Annotated in this window: 16 protein-coding genes; 7 read left to right on the forward strand and 9 right to left on the reverse strand. The window is 61.4% G+C overall.

What is annotated here, in order from left to right:
- Positions 1-936, forward strand: coding sequence for a glutathione S-transferase family protein (locus tag N5J71_RS17505; RefSeq protein ID WP_004424199.1), 936 nt, complete (start codon positions 1-3; stop codon positions 934-936).
- 104 nt (positions 937-1040) lie between these two features.
- On the opposite strand, the gene eutC is transcribed toward N5J71_RS17505, so the two are convergent.
- The 4 genes from eutC to exaC all read right to left on the reverse strand — a co-directional run bounded on the left by eutC (position 1041) and on the right by exaC (position 6288).
- On the reverse strand, positions 1041-1850 hold the full coding sequence (gene eutC / locus N5J71_RS17510) for an ethanolamine ammonia-lyase subunit EutC (RefSeq protein ID WP_279917326.1): 810 nt from the start codon (positions 1848-1850) through the stop codon (positions 1041-1043).
- A 15-nt stretch (positions 1851-1865) separates the two neighbouring features.
- The gene (locus N5J71_RS17515; protein ID WP_279917327.1) at positions 1866-3260 is read right to left on the reverse strand and encodes an ethanolamine ammonia-lyase subunit EutB; all 1395 of its coding nucleotides are present in this window, start codon (positions 3258-3260) and stop codon (positions 1866-1868) included.
- A gap of 85 nt (positions 3261-3345) precedes the next feature.
- Positions 3346-4605 carry an ethanolamine utilization protein EutH gene (eutH, locus tag N5J71_RS17520; RefSeq protein WP_084341874.1) on the reverse strand — a complete coding sequence of 420 codons (1260 nt, stop codon included), beginning with the start codon at positions 4603-4605 and terminating at the stop codon, positions 3346-3348.
- Between the two features lie 162 nt (positions 4606-4767).
- Entirely contained in the window at positions 4768-6288 is a 1521-nt protein-coding gene (exaC, locus tag N5J71_RS17525; RefSeq protein WP_279917328.1) for an acetaldehyde dehydrogenase ExaC, read from the reverse strand.
- A gap of 324 nt (positions 6289-6612) precedes the next feature.
- Between exaC and qhpR the strand changes: the two genes are divergently transcribed.
- The gene (qhpR, locus tag N5J71_RS17530) at positions 6613-7692 is read left to right on the forward strand and encodes an AraC-like transcriptional regulator QhpR (RefSeq protein ID WP_279917329.1); all 1080 of its coding nucleotides are present in this window, start codon (positions 6613-6615) and stop codon (positions 7690-7692) included.
- Positions 7693-7694: 2 nt separating this feature from the next.
- Here the strand turns inward: qhpR and N5J71_RS17535 are convergent, their stop codons facing one another.
- The 4 genes from N5J71_RS17535 to yjeH form a co-directional block, all read right to left on the reverse strand.
- Positions 7695-8015 carry a glutaredoxin family protein gene (locus N5J71_RS17535; protein WP_004424189.1) on the reverse strand — a complete coding sequence of 107 codons (321 nt, stop codon included), beginning with the start codon at positions 8013-8015 and terminating at the stop codon, positions 7695-7697.
- A gap of 314 nt (positions 8016-8329) precedes the next feature.
- Positions 8330-9337 (reverse strand): nucleoid-associated protein YejK, encoded by a 1008-nt coding sequence (gene yejK / locus N5J71_RS17540; protein ID WP_004424187.1) that lies wholly within the window; start codon positions 9335-9337, stop codon positions 8330-8332.
- Positions 9338-9688: 351 nt separating this feature from the next.
- Positions 9689-11014: a TAXI family TRAP transporter solute-binding subunit gene (locus tag N5J71_RS17545; protein WP_279917330.1), complete on the reverse strand. Its 1326-nt coding sequence runs from the start codon at positions 11012-11014 to the stop codon at positions 9689-9691.
- Positions 11015-11124: 110 nt separating this feature from the next.
- Positions 11125-12378 carry an L-methionine/branched-chain amino acid transporter gene (gene yjeH, locus N5J71_RS17550; RefSeq protein WP_279917331.1) on the reverse strand — a complete coding sequence of 418 codons (1254 nt, stop codon included), beginning with the start codon at positions 12376-12378 and terminating at the stop codon, positions 11125-11127.
- A gap of 122 nt (positions 12379-12500) precedes the next feature.
- Here yjeH and N5J71_RS17555 point away from each other — a divergent pair, with 122 nt between their 5' ends.
- Both N5J71_RS17555 and sbcD read left to right on the forward strand, forming a co-directional pair.
- A complete protein-coding gene (locus N5J71_RS17555; protein ID WP_039964971.1) occupies positions 12501-12920 on the forward strand; it encodes an Lrp/AsnC family transcriptional regulator in 420 nt (139 codons plus the stop codon).
- A complete protein-coding gene (gene sbcD / locus N5J71_RS17560; protein WP_206407525.1) occupies positions 12917-14137 on the forward strand; it encodes an exonuclease subunit SbcD in 1221 nt (406 codons plus the stop codon). The genes N5J71_RS17555 and sbcD overlap by 4 nt, the downstream gene beginning before the upstream one ends.
- A 71-nt stretch (positions 14138-14208) precedes the next feature.
- Here the strand turns inward: sbcD and N5J71_RS17565 are convergent, their stop codons facing one another.
- On the reverse strand, positions 14209-15171 hold the full coding sequence (locus N5J71_RS17565; protein WP_004424177.1) for an integron integrase: 963 nt from the start codon (positions 15169-15171) through the stop codon (positions 14209-14211).
- Between the two features lie 213 nt (positions 15172-15384).
- Between N5J71_RS17565 and N5J71_RS17570 the strand changes: the two genes are divergently transcribed.
- The 3 genes from N5J71_RS17570 (at position 15385) to N5J71_RS17580 (ending at position 17206) form a co-directional block, all read left to right on the forward strand.
- Positions 15385-15819, forward strand: a complete 435-nt coding sequence (locus tag N5J71_RS17570; protein WP_279917332.1) for a hypothetical protein — start codon at positions 15385-15387, stop codon at positions 15817-15819.
- Between the two features lie 428 nt (positions 15820-16247).
- Positions 16248-16715: a DUF1643 domain-containing protein gene (locus N5J71_RS17575; RefSeq protein WP_125108736.1), complete on the forward strand. Its 468-nt coding sequence runs from the start codon at positions 16248-16250 to the stop codon at positions 16713-16715.
- A gap of 71 nt (positions 16716-16786) precedes the next feature.
- Positions 16787-17206 (forward strand): VOC family protein, encoded by a 420-nt coding sequence (locus tag N5J71_RS17580; RefSeq protein WP_084341867.1) that lies wholly within the window; start codon positions 16787-16789, stop codon positions 17204-17206.
- Positions 17207-17289 lie beyond the last annotated feature (83 nt).

The raw sequence follows: 17289 nt of genomic DNA on the forward strand, positions 1-17289 counted from the left end.
ATGCACGAGTTGATCCTTCACCATTACCCGACCTCGCCGTTTGCCGAGAAGGCTCGCTTGCTACTGGGCTTCAAGCAACTGTCCTGGCGCTCGGTGATGATCCCGCCGGTGATGCCCAAGCCGGATCTCACAGCGCTGACCGGCGGCTACCGCAAGACGCCGGTGTTGCAGATCGGTGCCGACATCTACTGCGATACCGCGCTGATCGCTCGCCGTCTGGAAGCCGAGAAAGCCACCCCGGCACTGTTCCCGGAAGGGCAGGGCTTCAATGTTGCGACCCTCGCCCAATGGGCCGACGCGGTGTTGTTCCAGCATGCGGTGTCACTGGTCTTCGCCCCCGAGTCCATGGCGGTGCGCTTTGCCAAGGTGCCTCCGGAGTTCGCCAAGGCTTTTGCGGCTGATCGTGCCGCGCTGTTTTCCGGCGGCACGGCCAGCCGTTTGCCGCTGGAGCAGGCGCGTCACCAGTGGCCGGCGCTGATGGGGCGTTTGCAGCAGCAGTTGCAGCAGGGCGGTGGTGACTTCCTGTTTGGCCAGCCCTCGATTGCCGACTTCGCCGTCGCGCATCCGTTGTGGTTCCTGCGCGCCACACCGATCACGGCACCCCTGGTGGACGATTATCCGGAAGTCGCCGCCTGGCTGGCGCGGGTGCTGGGCTTTGGGCATGGCTCACTGAGCGAGATGAGCGGCGAAGAGGCTATCGCCGTGGCGCGCGAGGCAACGCCGGCAGCACTCCCGGACGAGGATTTTATCGATGCCAATGGCTTCCAGCCTGGCCAGGCGGTACGCATCGCAGCGGTGGACTACGGGGTCGATCCGGTGGAGGGTGAGTTGCTGTTCTCCGGGCGCGAGGAGCTGATCCTGCGCCGCGAGGACGAGCGTGCCGGCATCGTACACGTGCACTTCCCGCGCCTGGGCTTCCGTATCGAGGCGTGCTGATCGGTCGTAAAGATCGCGGCTGAAGCCCCTCCCACAAGGCTTACCTCCTGTGAGAAGGGCTTTGTGAGCGGCTGGGTGGGTGGGGCTTTAGCCGCGACAGCATCTCAACGCTGATCCGGCAGCAGAAAATTACCCGGCCCGGCGTTGTCCAGCGTCGGCACCTCGGCTTCGTCCTTGAGATCGACGCCCGAGAGCTGGCGGCGGCAGGCTTCGCGCATCAGGTACATCAGGCGGAAGGTGGCCATGCCATAGCTCAGGCCTTCCAGGCGCACATTGGAGATGCAGTTGCGGTAGGCGTCGTTGAGGCCGACGCGCGGCGCGTAGGTGAAATACAGGCCCAGGCTGTCCGGCGAACTCAGGCCGGGGCGCTCGCCAATCAGGATCACCGTCATCTTCGCCCCCAGGCGCTGTCCCACTTCATCAGCCACTGCAACCCGGCCCTGCTCCACCAGGGTGATCGGCGCCAACGACCAACCTTCTGCCTGTACCTGCTCCAGCAAACGGTCGAGAAAGGGCAGGCTGTGTTTGTGCACAGCCAGGGATGACAGGCCGTCGGCGATGACGATGGCCAGGTCATAGCCCTGACCGTGCTCGGCGGTGTAGTCATCGAGCAGGCGTGCGGCATCTTCGTGCAGGCGCCGGCCCAGATCCGGGCGTTGCAGGTAGGTGTGGCGGTCGGCGGCGGCGCTGTGCAGCAACAGCGTGGGCAACTGGCGATCATGCAGCGCTTCGCGCAGGGCGCTGTGGTCGAACGGCAGATGCACCGCGTCACGCGCCTGGGCGTGGGCGAACTGGAAATCCAGTTGCGCAGCGGTCGGCAGGCTGGTGCCGGCGCGGCCCAGGGCGATGCGTGCCGGTGTCAATTGGCGCAGTTGCTGCCAGGGGTTTGCGGTGGCGGGGGACTTTTCGCTCATGACGGCCTCGATTGATCAGGACAACTGCGCCAACGCCTGGCGAAATGCCGGGGGCAGCTCATCGCCCATGCGCAGGCGGCCACCCTGTTGCTGGAAAATCCCCATGCGCGCCAGCCAGGCCTCGAACTCTGGCGCGGCGTGCAGGCCGAGCACCTTGCGGGCGTAAAGCGCATCGTGGAAGGAGGTGGTCTGGTAGTTGAGCATCACGTCATCCGAGCCGGGAATACCCATGATGAAGTTGATGCCCGCCGTGCCGAGCAGGGTCAGCAGCATGTCCATGTCGTCCTGGTCGGCTTCGGCATGGTTGGTGTAGCAGATGTCGCAGCCCATGGGCACGCCGAGCAGCTTGCCGCAGAAGTGATCCTCCAGCCCGGCGCGGATGATCTGCTTGCCGTTGTACAGGTACTCCGGGCCGATGAAGCCGACCACGGTATTGACCAGAAACGGATTGAAGTGGCGGGCCACGGCGTAGGCGCGGTTTTCACAGGTCTGTTGGTCGACGCCGTGGTTGGCGTTGGCCGACAGCGCGCTGCCCTGGCCGGTCTCGAAGTACATCAGGTTGTTGCCGAGGGTGCCGCGCTTGAGGCTCAGGCCGGCTTCGTAGCCTTCCTGCAGCACCTTGAGGCTGACGCCGAAGCTGGCATTGGCCGCCTCGGTGCCGGCGATGGACTGGAATACCAGATCCAGCGGCGCGCCGCGCTCGATGGCAGCGATGGAGCTGGTGACGTGGGTCAGCACGCAGGATTGGGTGGGAATCTCGTAGCGCTGGATCACCGCGTCGAGCATCTCCAGCAGGGTGCATACGGCGCTCATGCTGTCGGTGGCCGGGTTGATACCGATCATGGCATCGCCGTTGCCATAGAGCAGGCCGTCGACCACGCTGGCGGCGATACCGGCCGGATCGTCGGTCGGGTGGTTCGGTTGCAGGCGGGTGGACATGCGCCCGCGCAGCCCCTGGGTGTTGCGAAAGCGGGTGACCACACGGGTCTTCTGCGCCACCAGGACCAGATCCTGAATGCGCATGATCTTGGACACCGCTGCGACCATCTCCGGCGTCAGGCCGGGGGCCAGCGCCGTGAGGCTGGCTTCGTCAGCGTCGTCGCAGAGCAGCCAGTCGCGAAACCCGCCCACCGTGAGGTGGCTGACGGGGGCGAAGGCCTGGGCATCATGAGTGTCGATGATCAGGCGGGTGACTTCGTCGCTCTCATAGGGAATCAGCGCCTCCTGCAGAAAGGTCTTCAGTGGCACATTGGCCAGCGTCATCTGCGCAGCGGCGCGCTCGGCATCGCTGCCGGCCGCGACCCCTGCCAGGTAGTCGCCGGAGCGTGCCGGCGTAGCCTTGGCCATCAGTTCGCGCAGGCTGTCGAAGCGCCAGGTCTGGCCGGCCATGCTGTGGGAGTAGCTTGCCATGTATCTGTCCTCAACCAGTCTCTCTTGTTCGCCCTCGGGCAACGCCCGGCGTCTGCTTGGCAGGCGTCAGGCGTTGCGGCGGTTATCAGGCCGGGCTGACCTGCGGCTTGCCTGCGACCGGGTACTCATCCTGTTCGATGATGCCGGCAGCGCGATCCTGTTGCTCCAGTTCCAGCGCCTTGGGCACCGATAGCCAATAGGCCAGGCCGATGGCGGCAAAACCTGCGATCAGCTTGCCGATCAGCACTGGCAGGATGATGGTGGGCTGGAAGTTGGCCGTAAAGGACAAGTGGTCACCCAGCAGGAAGGCTGCGCAGACGGCGAAGGCGATGTTGATCACCTTGTCCTTCGGTGGCATGAAGCGCACCAGGCGGAACATGGCCAGGATGTTGGCGATGGTCGCGAGCATGCCGGCGCTGCCCACGGCGCTCAGGCCGACCTTGCTGCCCAGGTGTTCCAGCGGGCCGCCGAAGTATTTGCGCAGCAGGTAGACCATGGGGAAGGCGCCCGCCAGCATGATGCCGATGTAGCCGGCGGTTTCCAGGGCGCGGGTCTGGTCTTCGGCGTCCGCGATGATCGGGTCGAAGCCCCAGCCACCAAAGACGATGGTGAACACCCCGGTGAAGTACTCGACGATGGAGAATACCAGCACCAGTTTGATCATCGCGTCCAGGCCACGGCCGAAACCGATGAAGCCCTTAATCATCAGATCCGGCAGAAAGCGCAGACCGGCAGCCAGGGCGACGACGAAGACGATGATCGGCAGCAGGTTGGCGAAGATGCTGCCCAGGCCCATGGCCAGCTGATAGGTCGCCTCGCCATTGGTGGCGACCACTTCGCGGATCATCGGGTCGCTCGCTACCAGCAATACGCAGGCAATCAGTACGCCGAGCGGAATGGTCAGGATGCCGGACATTATGCCCAGTGCCATGTATTTGTGGTCACGCTTGTCGAGCATCGCCAGCCCCATGGGGATGGAGAAGACGATGGTGGCACCCCCCATGAAGCCGGTGATCAGCGCCATGACCAGCGCTTCCTTGCTCGACGCCAGCGCCGATGCCAGGTGATAGCCGCCCATGTCCGAGGCGATGATCATGGTCGCGGCCAGTGCCGGGTCGGCGCCGAGGGCGTTGAAAAACGGCCCGCAGGCCTTCTCGATGATCACCGTGAGATACGGGATGGAGGCCATGATGCCGGCCGCCGGTACGAAGATGTAGCCGGTGGCGTGGATGCCCTCCATGAACTCCTTGCCCAGGCCCTTCTCGCTGTCGTAGATGGCCGCGAAAGCCCCTGCAACGGCGCAGGCCATGATGATGTAGAGAACGTAATTACCTATCTGATCCATTGCTGTGCCCTGACTGTCTTTATTGAGTGACGGTGCGGTATTGGCCCGCTCGAACGCTGCCTTGGCCGAGCCCTCTGCGCAGAGGCAGCAGGGCCGGCTTGCGGACGATCCGAACGGGCGTGAGCCGCGTCTTGTGCATGGCAGACCGTTAACAACGGTGGATTAAAAGAACCCCAGCGGATTGATGTCGTAGCTCACCAGCAGATTCTTGGTCTGCTGGTAGTGGTCGAGCATCATCTTGTGGGTTTCACGCCCGACCCCGGACTTCTTGTAGCCACCGAAGGCAGCGTGCGCCGGGTACAGGTGGTAGCAGTTGGTCCAGACGCGGCCAGCCTTGATCGCACGGCCCATGCGGTAGGCGACGTTCATGTCGCGGCTCCACACGCCGGCGCCGAGGCCGAACTCGGTGTCGTTGGCAATGGCCAGGGCTTCGGCTTCGTCCTTGAAGGTGGTCACGCCGATCACCGGGCCGAAGATCTCTTCCTGGAACACGCGCATCTTGTTGTGACCCTTGAGCAGGGTCGGCTGGATGTAATAGCCGCTGGCCAGGTCGCCGTCGAGTTTTTCCGCTGCGCCGCCGGTCAGCACCTGCGCGCCTTCCTGCTGGGCGATCTCCAGGTAGCTGAGGATCTTGTCGAACTGCTGCTGCGAGGCCTGGGCGCCGACCATGGTCTCGGTGTCCAGCGGGTTACCGCGCTTGATCTGCTTGACCTTCTTCATCACCTCGACCATGAAGGCGTCGTAGATCGACTCCTGCACCAGTGCGCGCGCCGGGCAGGTGCACACCTCGCCCTGGTTGAAGAAGCCCAGCACCAGACCTTCGGCAGCCTTCTCGATGAAGGCCGGCTCGGCATTCATGATGTCGGCGAAGAAGATGTTCGGCGATTTGCCGCCCAGCTCGACGGTGCTCGGAATGATGTTCTCGGCCGCGCACTTCATGATGTGCGAGCCGACCGGGGTGGAGCCGGTGAAGGCAATCTTGGCGATGCGCTTGCTGGTGGCCAGCGCCTCACCGGCCTCGCGGCCGAAGCCTTGGACGATGTTGATCACGCCCGGCGGCAGCAGGTCGCCGATGATTTCCACCAGCAAGGTGATCGACAGCGGCGTCTGCTCGGCCGGTTTGAGCACGATGGCGTTGCCGGCAGCCAGAGCCGGCGAGAGTTTCCACGCGGCCATCAGCAGCGGGAAGTTCCACGGGATGATCTGCCCGACCACGCCCAGCGGCTCGTGGAAGTGATAGGCCACGGTGCCGTCGTTGATCTCGGCGGTGCTGCCTTCCTGGGCACGGATGCAGCCGGCGAAGTAACGGAAGTGGTCGGCGGCCAGCGGCACGTCGGCGTTCAGCGTCTCACGCACCGGCTTGCCGTTGTCCCAGGTTTCGGCCACGGCGAGCAGTTCGCGGTTGGCCTCGATGCGGTCGGCGATCTTCAGCAGGATGTGCGAACGCTCCTGCACGCTGGTGCGGCCCCAGGCATCGGCGGCGGCATGCGCGGCGTCCAGCGCCTTGTCGATATCGGCGGCGTTGGAACGGGGAAATTCGCCGATCACCGAGCCATCGACCGGGCTGGTGTTGCTGAAATACTGGCCGCTGAGCGGGGCGACGAACTCGCCACCGATGTAGTTGCCGTAACGCGGCTTGAGGGTGATGACGGCGCCGCTGGTTCCAGGCTTGGCATAAATCATGAGCGTTCTCCGAAACGATGTTGTTGTAGTTGTACGTAGCAGGTGAGCTGACGTTCAGCCTGGGTCGATCATGAGCCGATTTCATGGGCGCAACTTGACTGCACAGGGGGCTTGCTGTCGTGCAAAGTCAACTTTGCAGGCGCCAACGCTGCCTGTGTCGTAATGGGTCAAGTCGTCCGCTGCGTTTTGGTGCGAATGTTTCAAAATGACTCACTCGCCCGGCAGGGCGGGGCACGGAGGTGGCGTTTGAACCGTGGTTTTGCGGTGCGACAGTGCAGGCGTATTTCTTGCTTGCCGAAACGCATTGTTACCAAGGAGGCCCCGATGAGTGCCTTTTTCTCCCAGGCGGGTGGTTCGTTCGGCGCTTCGCTGTTATCCGGTGCGCCGGCTAATGCGGGCGTGTTGGCGGCTGCTGCGAGCGGCCTGTGCGGCTTCATCGAAAAGCAGGGCGGTGACCCGGATCGTATCCTCGGTGTCTCCGGGATCGACCCCGAGTGCCTGCGCCATCCGACCCTGAGCCTGGCGCTGCCCAATTACTGCCAGGTGCTGGAAGAAGCCGCGCATCAGTCCGGCTGCGACAACTTCGGTCTGTACTACGGCCAGCAGTTCAAGCCGCAGGCGCTTGGCCTGCTTGGTTATATCGGGCTGTGCTCGGCGACGCTGGAACAGGCGCTGATCAACTTCGCCCGTGCCTTCCCGCTGCACCAGCGCAACAGCCTGATCCGCCTGGTCGACGAGGGCGAGTGCTACCGCTTCGACTATCAGGTACGCCATGGCGCCATTCTCAGCCGCCGCCAGGATGCCGAGTTGACCCTGGGCATGGCTCTCAACCTGGTGCGTCATGTGCTTGGCCCGCAGTGGGCGCCGCGCGCGGTGCACTTCGAACACCCACGGCCGGAGCATTGGCACGAGCACTGTAAGGTGTTCGATGCGCCGGTGTACTTCGAGCAGCCGTGTAATTCCCTGCTGATTCCCAAGCGCGGCCTCGACCGCGCCATGCCGGACAGTGATCCGGTACTGCTGATGGTCATGCAGGATTCGTTGAACCAGATCAGCGCCCTGTGCGGACGTGGTGAGCGGGATATGGTCAATGACGTGCGCGAGCAGATTCGCCAGCGTCTGCTGTACGGCGAGCCGGCGCTGGAAGATGTCGCGGAAATGCTCGGCATGGCCAGTTGGTCGCTGCAGCGGCGCCTGCGTGAGCAGGGGCTGAGTTTCTCGCAACTGGTGGACAACGTGCGTCGCGAACTGGCCAACCGTTACCTGCGCCAGCCGCAGCTACCCATCTCGCACCTGGCGCTATTGCTCGGCTATTCGGAAACCAGTGCCTTCTCGCGCGCCTTCCGCCGCTGGTTCGGCGTCAGCCCACGGCAGTGGCGGCGTGAGGACAGTTCGCTGAGTTGAGGTCAGTAGGCGGCGCGGATGGCGCGCACGTCGTAGCCGTGAATCACTTGGCCGCGCAAGTCGATCACCGGCACGCCCCGGCCACCCAGCGCCTGGTACTGGGCGCGGCCAGCCGCATCGTTCTCGATATCCACTTCGCGATAGACAATGCCATCCTCGGCGAATAACTCGCGGGTCTTGGCGCAGTAACCGCACCACTGCGTCGCGTAGAGCACGATCTCGCCGCTGGCATTGCCGGCCTGTGGCGGGTTTAGCCAGCGGTCGATCTTGTCCCAGTTCTGCCACAGAGCCAGCGCGGCGAGCAGCAGCACAATCGTCTTCATGGTTGCGCGTCCTTGTGCGATAGCGCGGTCAGGTTTGTAGGGTGGGCTTCAGCCCACCAACAACGATCTCAGCTTCCTAAGGTAGCTCGGGTGCTGACTTGGACTGCTTTGGTGGGCTAACAGACTGTTGAAAAACTATCTGCGTTGCCACTGCTGCGTTAAAAACAGGCTCGTGCGCGAGTCCGATCAAAATGCTCATTTACAGCTCGTAAACTCCGCTTTTTCGCCTGTTTTTGCCTTGCATTGGCTGCCTCGCCTACGTTTTTCAACGGCCTGCTAAAGCGGATCGCCGCCCGGCCCGCCCTACGAATGCATCAATCCTGCCGCCGCTTGAGCTGATCCTTCAACTGGGTCGGCAACTGACGAATGATCAACATGTCGCGGCCCTCGTCGTATTCGATCTTCGAGCCCAGCAGGTGCGCCTCGAAGCTGATCGACAGCCCTTCGGCCCGCCCGGTAAAACGCTGGAACTGGCTCAAGGTGCGTTTGTCCGCCGGAAATTCCGGCGCCATGCCGTAGTCCTTGTTGCGGATGTGCTCGTAGAAGGCCTTGGGACGCTCCTCGTCGATCAGCCCGGAGAGTTCTTCCAGGGTAATCGGTTCACCCAGTTTGGCCTGGCCGCTGGCGTAGCCGACCAGGGTCTTGGTCTTCTCGCGGGCCTGTTCTTCGGGCAGGTCTTCGCTTTCCACGAAGTCGCTGAAGGCCTTGAGCAGGGTGCGGGTTTCGCCGGGGCCGTCGACGCCTTCCTGGCAACCGATGAAGTCACGGAAGTAGTCCGAGACCTTCTTGCCGTTCTTGCCCTTGATGAAGGAGATGTACTGCTTGGACTGCTTGTTGTTCTGCCACTCGCTGATGTTGATGCGCGCGGCCAGGTGCAACTGGCCCAGATCCAGATGTTTGGCCGGCGTCACGTCCAGCGCGTCGGTCACCGCCACGCCTTCGCTGTGGTGCAGCAGGGCGATAGCCAGGTAGTCGGTCATGCCTTGCTGGTAGTGGGCGAAGAGCACGTGACCGCCGGTGGACAGGTTGGATTCTTCCATCAGCTTCTGCAGGTGCTCGACGGCCTGGCGGCTGAAGGCGGTGAAGTCCTGCTCGCCATCGAGATAGGCCTTGAGCCAGCCGCTAAAGGGGTAGGCGCCGGATTCCTCGTGGAACAGCCCCCAGGCCTTGCCCTGCTTGGCGTTGTAGCTCTCGTTGAGGTCGGCCAGCAGGTTCTCCATGGCTTGCGACGTGGCCAGCTCGCTGTCGCGGGCGTGCAGCACGGCAGGGCTGCCGTCGGGCTTCTTGTCGATCAGGTGGACGATGCAGTGACGGATCGGCATGGCGGTCTCGTGGGCAAATGAAACAAGAGGCGAAGTTTACCCGAAGCGGGTCATGGATTCTGGTGCGCATGCATCGGTGAACGCTATGCAGCTGCTCGCGGCTAAAGCCCACAGAAGTCGTCGCGGGCTCAGTCCAAGTGATGGACAAACTTCGCGTTGTCCACGAACTGTAGGAGCCCCGCCCCGGGGCGAATGGTGGGTTCAGCTCATGATCGAGGTTGCCTGAACCATTCGCCGCGAGGCGCGGCTCCTACTCGTCAGAAACGGCTACTTCACTTTTACTTTTACTCAGGGTGGAGACGCTTTTTCCATCCGCTGCGCATCGGTGGACATGAAAAAACGATGTCCACCCTACGGCTGCCGCCGCCGCTGCAACTCGCGCAAGCGCTCGATCACATAGCGCACATGCATGTGCAGCTCGTACAGCTCATTGGAATACGACAGCGGCACTTCCACCGCGGCGAGTTCGTCTTCCAGTTTCTCCAGACGCTCGATTTCGCTGCCGAGCGCATCCGGGAGGGAACCTGCGTGCAGCTTGCGGTCGATCTCGCGCAGGTACTTGTACCAGCGGTAGATGCGCGCGCGGATACGCCACTGGTAAATCGGGCCGACAGCCTTGAACAGCGGGATCATCACCACGATCAGGGGGATCAGCAGGATGATGTAGCGATCGGCCAGCGAGGCGATGCGAAACGGCAGGTAGCGCTGCAGGATAGGCAGGCCCTTGTCGTAGTAATGCCCGGCATCCTTGTGCAGTTCGAAGGTGCGCGGCTCGGCGCTGGGAAAGGTGCCTGCGGTATCGAGCAGGGTACCGCCCCGCATCACTTCACGGCTGGCCGCGAGAAACAGCGGCACCAGACCGGGGTTGAAATCGTCGTTGACCACCAGCGTGGCCACCGGGGCCAGGGTGACAATGTCGCGATCCGGCGCATTGCTGGCCAGGTCGAGCAGACCTTCACCGACCTTCACCTGATTGAAGAACGGCAGTCGCGCCTCGTAAGCGGCGGCGCGCCGAAAGTGTGCCAGGGCGATGTCCGGGTTGGCCGCCAGTTGCTGAACCAGTGCGTTCTCTGCCTGACCGACGAAGAACGCTGCATCCAGTTCGCCGGCCATCAGCGCCCGAGCGGCCTTACCGCCGCCGAGGCTCTGCCAGGTGTCGGGATATTGTTCCGGCTCGATGGCATTGGCGCCGAGAATGGCATCACTGGCGGCGCGGGTGCCGCTGCCTTCGCCGCCCAGGCCGAGGCGCAGCGGCAGCAGGTCGGCAATGCGATCCAACTCAACGTCACGGCGATAGAACAGCCACAGCGGCTCCTGATAGATCGCCCCCAGGCTCTGCAACTGGCGTTGTTCGTCGGGCGCCAACTGGCGCTCCAGGCCGCTCTGCACCAGGGCGATCTGCACCTCGGGCGCCTCGGCGAGCAGGCGTTGCAGGTTGTCACGCGAGCCAGAGGTGGGCACCAGGGTAAGCTCGAAACCTTCCTTGGCCAGTTCTTCCTTCAGTCGCTCGGCAAAGTGCTGATAGGCGCCGCCTTGCGTGCCGGTGGCCATGCTGGCACTCATCGGTGGTGGCGGCGCGACGAACTGGAACAGCGCCCAGACCAGCGCGGCCATCACCGGGACGATCCACAGGTTGGCCAGGATCATGATTTTCAGGTCATTGAGTATGCGGCGCATGAGGCTTCCTTTCGGCAAATTCAGCCTAAGGATAGAACCCATGTTCCCCACGGTCATCCGTGGTGAGGATGACGCTCTTTCATCCGCCACCAGGCGTGCGCGGAGGATCGCTACGCCAACGCCTTGTGCCGGGCGCGCAGATGATCGAGCAGCAGCAGGGCGACGAGCAGCGCCACGGCATACAACGCATCGCTGCCGAGCATCACCAGCACCGCCGCACAGAGCAGCGTGCTGAGCCCGGCCAGCAAACGCCAGATGCCTCGCAACAGCACCCAGCCCGCTGCCATGCTGAACAGGTAGATCAGCACGAAGTTGCCATTGGCATAGCGGATCAGATCGTCCACCGACAGGTTCAAGGTGGCCGAGAGCATGGCGCACAGCGCGCAGCTGATCACCACCAGCAGCAAGGCTTTGCCGGGTACACCATGGCGGTTGCGCACGGCCAGCCTGGCCGGCAGACGGCCTTCTTCGGCCAGGCTCCAGATCAGCCGGGCGAAGCCCTGGATGTATACGTTCATCGAAGCGAAGCAGGCCAGGTAGCCCAGCACCGCCACCAGCGCGCGCGCCTGCTCGCCGAGCAGTTGCTCGAACAGGCGCGGCAGCGCGGTGGTATCGCTGTGCACGTCACCGTAGGTGGCAAAGCTCAGCACCGCCACCGAACAGGCCCAGTACACCAGGCCGGCCAGCAGCACGCCAAGCAGCAGCGCCAGGGGGAAGTCGCGCTCGGGGCGTTTGAACTCCTCGCCCAGGTGAGTGAAGGCCTCGATGCCGACGAAGCACCAGAACATCACCCCCAGCGCTGTCGGCAGCAAATGCCATTGGCCGTCCATGGCTGGCAGCAGCGGTTGGCTGGTGCGCGGCAGATCACCCATCCACCAGATCAGCGCAACGCTGGCAACGATGGCCACGGCGATCAACCCCTGCAGCAGGCCCGAAGCTTTCGGTGGACGCTGACCAAGCAGTAGGATGGCGCCCAGCGTCGCCAGTTCGATGAGCAGCAGGTCGGTGCGATCGAGGTCGAACAACGCCAGCCAGAAGCCGCTGGCGATATGCAGCGCAGCCGGCAGTCCGACCGGCAGTACGGCGAGAAACAGCAGCGCACTGACGCCTTCCATGCGCAGGCCGAAGGCGCGGCCGATCAGGTGCGGCGCGCCGCCGGCATGTGGGAAGCGCTTGCCCAATTGAGCGAAGGTGAAGGCCACCGGCAGCACCAGAGCAATGAGGATCATCCAGGCCCATAGCGACGCCGCGCCTGCGGCCGTGGCGGCCAGCGCTGGCACCACGAAGATGCCTGTGCCGAGCAGCGAGGTGCTGAGCAGGGCGACACCCTGCAGCAGGCCCAACTCCTTGTTCAATCGACTCATGGGGTATGCTCACGCCTTTATTGGAGCCGCCATGGTAGAGCGCCGCCCGCTTGCAGGCTGTCGCCTTTTGCCGACGAAATGGCGGTTTCCTCCGTCAACCTGATTGCCACCCCGAGAAGCCCGTGGACAAGTTCGATCGCCAGATCCTCGCCCTGCTGCGCAGCGACGCGCGCACCTCCGTCAGCCACATCGCCCGTGAGGTCAACCTGTCACGTTCGGCGGTCAGCGAGCGCATTCGCCATCTGGAAAAGAGCGGGGTGATTCGCGGCTATCACGCGCAGGTGGCGGTGCCGGGCGAGGGCGGGGTCAAGGCCTTTCTCGAACTCTTCTACCAGAACGGTCGCTGCCAGGATTATGTCGAGCGCATGCGCGAATACCCGGAAATCCGCCACTGCAGCGGCATCAGCGGCGAAACCGACATGCTGGTGCAGATCGAAGCACCGAGCATGGCGCGCCTGAGCGAAGTACGCGCGGCCATCGAAGCCTTCCCGCACATGCAGCGAGTCAAGACCCATATCGTCGTGCAGGACTGGCCGCTATGAGCCTGCGCGTTCTGCATACATCCGACTGGCACCTTGGCCAGCACTTCATGGGCAAGACCCGCCAGGCCGAACACCAGGCTTTTTGCGCCTGGCTGCTGGAGCAGGTGCACGCGCATCAGGTGGACGTGCTGTTGATCGCCGGTGATGTGTTCGACACCGGCGCACCGCCCAGTTACGCCCGCGAGCAGTACTACCGGCTGGTGGTGGAGTTGCGCGACGCCGGCTGCGCTCTGGTGGTACTCGGCGGCAACCACGACTCGCCGGCCATGCTCGGTGAAAGCCGCAGCCTGCTGGGGCAACTGGGCACCCAGGTGGTGCCGAGCGTGGGCGTCGACCTGGCTGAACAGGTACTGGTACTCAATGATCGTACTGGCCAGCCGGGCGCCATTCTCTGCGCCATTCCCTTCATCCGCCCGCGCGACGTGCTGGCCAGCCAGGCGGGGCAGAGCGCACAGGACAAGCAGCAGTCGCTGCAGCAAGCCATCGCTGAGCATTACCGGGCACTGTACGAACTGGCGGTTATCAAGCGTAACGAGCTGGGCCTGACGCTACCGATCATCGCCACTGGTCACCTCACCACGGTTGGCGCCAGCGCCAGCGAATCGGTGCGCGAGATCTACGTCGGCAGCCTGGAAGCCTTCCCCACCAGCGCCTTCCCGCCGGCGGACTACATCGCCCTTGGCCATATCCACCGCCCGCAGAAGGTCGGCGGCCTGGAGCACATTCGCTACAGCGGCTCGCCGATTGCCCTGTCCTTCGACGAGGCGCGCCAGCAGAAGGAAGTCCTGCTGCTGACGTTCGCAGGCGCCACCCTGCAGTCGATCACGCCACTGCCCGTGCCGGTGTTCCAGTCCATGGCCAGCCTGCGCGGCTCGCTCAAGGAGTTGGCAGGCTCCATCACCGAGGCAGCTGCACCGGGCACCCCCGAGCGGCCTGTATGGCTGGAAGTGCAAGTGAGCACCGACGACTACCTGAGCGACCTACAAAGCCGCATCAACGCCCTGTGCGAAGGGCATCCCGTGGAGGTGCTGCGTATCCGTCGTGAACGGGGCAATGCGGCAGCCAGCTTGGCCTGTGAAGCGCGAGAGACGCTGGACGAGTTGAGCGTGGAAGATGTTTTCGCTCGCCGCCTTCAGCAAGAGACGCTGGACGAAGAGGATGCCCTGCGCCTGCAGGGTTTGTATCGGCAGGTGCTGGAGGCGCTGCCCAAGGCCTAGCGGCACAGACCTCGTAGCCCGAATGCAATTCGAATGGCGGTCGTGACAACCCAGCCAAGTGCTTGCCGCGCTCACCCCAGCGGGCTGACTACACCGGCAAAGCCCTGTCCCAGCACATGCGTATAGATCTGCGTCGTACGTATATCCGCATGCCCCAGTAGCGTCTGCACAGTGCGAATGTCACTCCCTCGACGCAGTAACTCGGTGGCGAAACTGTGGCGAAAGGTATGGCAACTGGCAGGCTTGTGCAGATTGGATTGCCGCACGGCATGTCTGACAGCTTTCTGAATGGCACTGACATGAAGGTGATGACGAACGATCTGCCCGTCCTCATCCGTGCAAAGTCCGGTCGACGGGAACAGCCACTGCCACTCGAATGAACATCCCGCCTTGGGGTATTTGCGACGTAGCGCAAATGGCAGGCTGACGGGAGCGTGATAAAAACTGTCCCGCTGCTTCCAGGCGCGAAACATACGCTCTCTGCGCTCCAGCAGCTGTGTGATCAAGGGCGCCGGCAGAAGTGTCGTTCGGTCTTTGGCGCCTTTGCCGTCATGAATGGTGATGATCTGCTTATCGAAATCCACATCCTTGATACGCAAACGTGCAGCTTCCACCACTCGCAAGCCGGCGCCATACATCAGCGAAGCCAGTAGCTGATGCGGTTGGCCGAGCCTGGCAATGAGCGCCGTGGCTTCCTCATGCGTAAGTACGCAAGGAATACGCGCTGAGCGTTTTGCGCGCACCACCTCACCCACTTGCCCGAGTGGTTGTTGCAAGACCTTGTCGTATAGGAAAACCAGCGAATTGAGTGCCAGATTCTGGGTGGCGGCAGCCACCTGACGCTCAACTGCCAGCCAAGTGAGAAAAGCATTGACCTCGGTAGCACCAAGCTCCAGTGGATGGCGCAGCTTATGGAAACGGATGAAATAGCGAATCCAGTACCAGTAGGATTTTTCGGTGCGGATGCTGTAATGATGCAAGCGCATCACCGCCCTGAACTTCTCCTGCAGGCGAGGTTTGCTGGAGGTTTCCATGGTCGACTCCTTAGCTGTGTTTTTGTACAGTAGTAATGGTAGAGCAAAAATGAGGAAGTCAAGCGAATACATCCAGGCATCAGGGGCTGGCTGGTAATGCCATGATTTGAAAAGAGTTTTTCCAGGGCGGCGATGGCGATAGTGCGGAGTTAGATGGAAGGCTCTACTATCGGATTAGTACCGCCTTCCATCTAATCACTGTTAGAGGTAGCCATGAAAAAAACGAAACACCCCATTCTATTGGCAAGCATCATGATCGGTGCAGTTTTGGCTGCAGGATGCGGCAAGAAAAGTCATGAAACGTTCCCAGAAAAATGGAGTGAAGAAGCTACCACCTACTTTAACGAGAACGTTCCACCACTTAATAACCTGCCGGGCAAGGTATATCACTACCAAGTCATAAAATACCAAAAAGGAAAAGGCGATTTTTTTGCTAACTCTCTCTACATAGACGGAAAGCTTATCGAGAACGACTTACCAAATGCATCGCAAAAGGTGGGCGGAGTATCTGCCGGTCAACTAGAGGGCACACATGTAATTTATACAAAAGAAGAAGGCTACAAAGTAGCAACAAAACATGAACTTGGCAGCTCTATACATAAAGCACTTAAAAACACTGCGCCCGTATTTTTTCGCGATTATCTCTAGCACTTAAGTCCAGCTCACCAAAATTTAAAATTCAGGATTGCCAACTATAGGGGTCTACATGGCTGAGAAATTTTTTGACATATGCGCCCGCATCAGTCTAATTGCATACATAGGCATTGGCCTAGCAATCACTTTCAGCCTACAAGGGCGGTATTTGTTCTGGCTGTTTGCAGCGGCTTGGTTAGGTTCATTTTTATACATCTGGTATCAAGCACGACTAGCTGCAATCGGCAAAGTATACCGACAACCAAAAGACGCTGTACTTCCGTGCTTGATACCTCTATTTATAATAATCTCACTACCAGTTATTGGCTTCGTGAATTTCGACCTATTAATCCGTGCAAGCCACCTCTAACAACTGGTTCAAACCGTTCGCTGCGCTCACTGGGACGGGCTAAAGCCCGCCCCTTAACCAAACGTTAGCGCTCATGAAAAGCACCGCCACGATTTCCGAATGCCAGAAATACCGCTATGAGTTGCGCCGCATCTGGGACTCATCAAAGCCTCCCGTTCTGTTCATCGGTCTGAACCCATCTACCGCTGACGCGGAAACAGATGACAACACTTCACGCGTTTGCATCAACTACGCAAAGCGTTGGGGATATGGCGGCCTGCTGCTTGGCAACTTATTTGCGTTCCGCTCTACAGATCAGTCGGCTTTGTTCACCGCCAAAGATCCTATCGGGCCTGACAATGACAAATGGCTTCGCAAGCTTCAATCAGAGGCACCGGTAGTTGTTTGCGCTTGGAGTGCAACTGGCAGCTATCTGGGCAGGGACAATCAGGTTCTTAGCTTCATCAAAGCGCCGCATTGCCTAACTAAGCTAAAAAGCGGCCACCCGGGTCATCCTCTTTATAAAAGTGCAGCGCTCCAACCTATTCCGTATGAGCGCTAACAATTCATTCAAGCCGACGCCGCTTCGCGGCGCGGCTTAATTCAGGCGTTAGAAGCCATAGGTAAATATCTGTGTTTGCATACATATGCCTCGGCACAAACAATCTTGATGCCGCAATTAAATTCTATGACGCAGCACTTGCCCCGCTCGGCCTCAATAGATGCAACACAGGTGACGAACCGAATTGGGAAGGTTGGGCCGGCTGGGGCACCTATGAAGCTGGAGGGGCACAAGAACTTGCACTCTGGGTATGCACGCCTTTCAACGCAAACACTGCAACTTCTGGCAACGGCACAATGGTTGCTCTTCGTGCCAATACATGGGAAGAAGTCCAAAAATTCTACGTAGCAGCAATTGAGAACGGTGGCACATCTGAAGGAGAACCGGCACTACGGCCGCAGTACGCTAGCGACTTTTATGCCGCCTATGTCCGCGACCCAGATGGCAACAAAATTGCAGCCGTATGCAGAACTATTAGGCAGCCCAAGTAACCGAACAAAAAGCAGTTCCGCGTAAAGGCTTCTAACATATGGTTCAAGCCGTTCGCTTCGCTCACTCGGGACCGGCTAAAGCC

Origin of the sequence: Ectopseudomonas oleovorans (assembly GCF_029845265.1) — a bacterium.
Taxonomy (GTDB): Bacteria; Pseudomonadota; Gammaproteobacteria; order Pseudomonadales; family Pseudomonadaceae; genus Aquipseudomonas; species Aquipseudomonas oleovorans.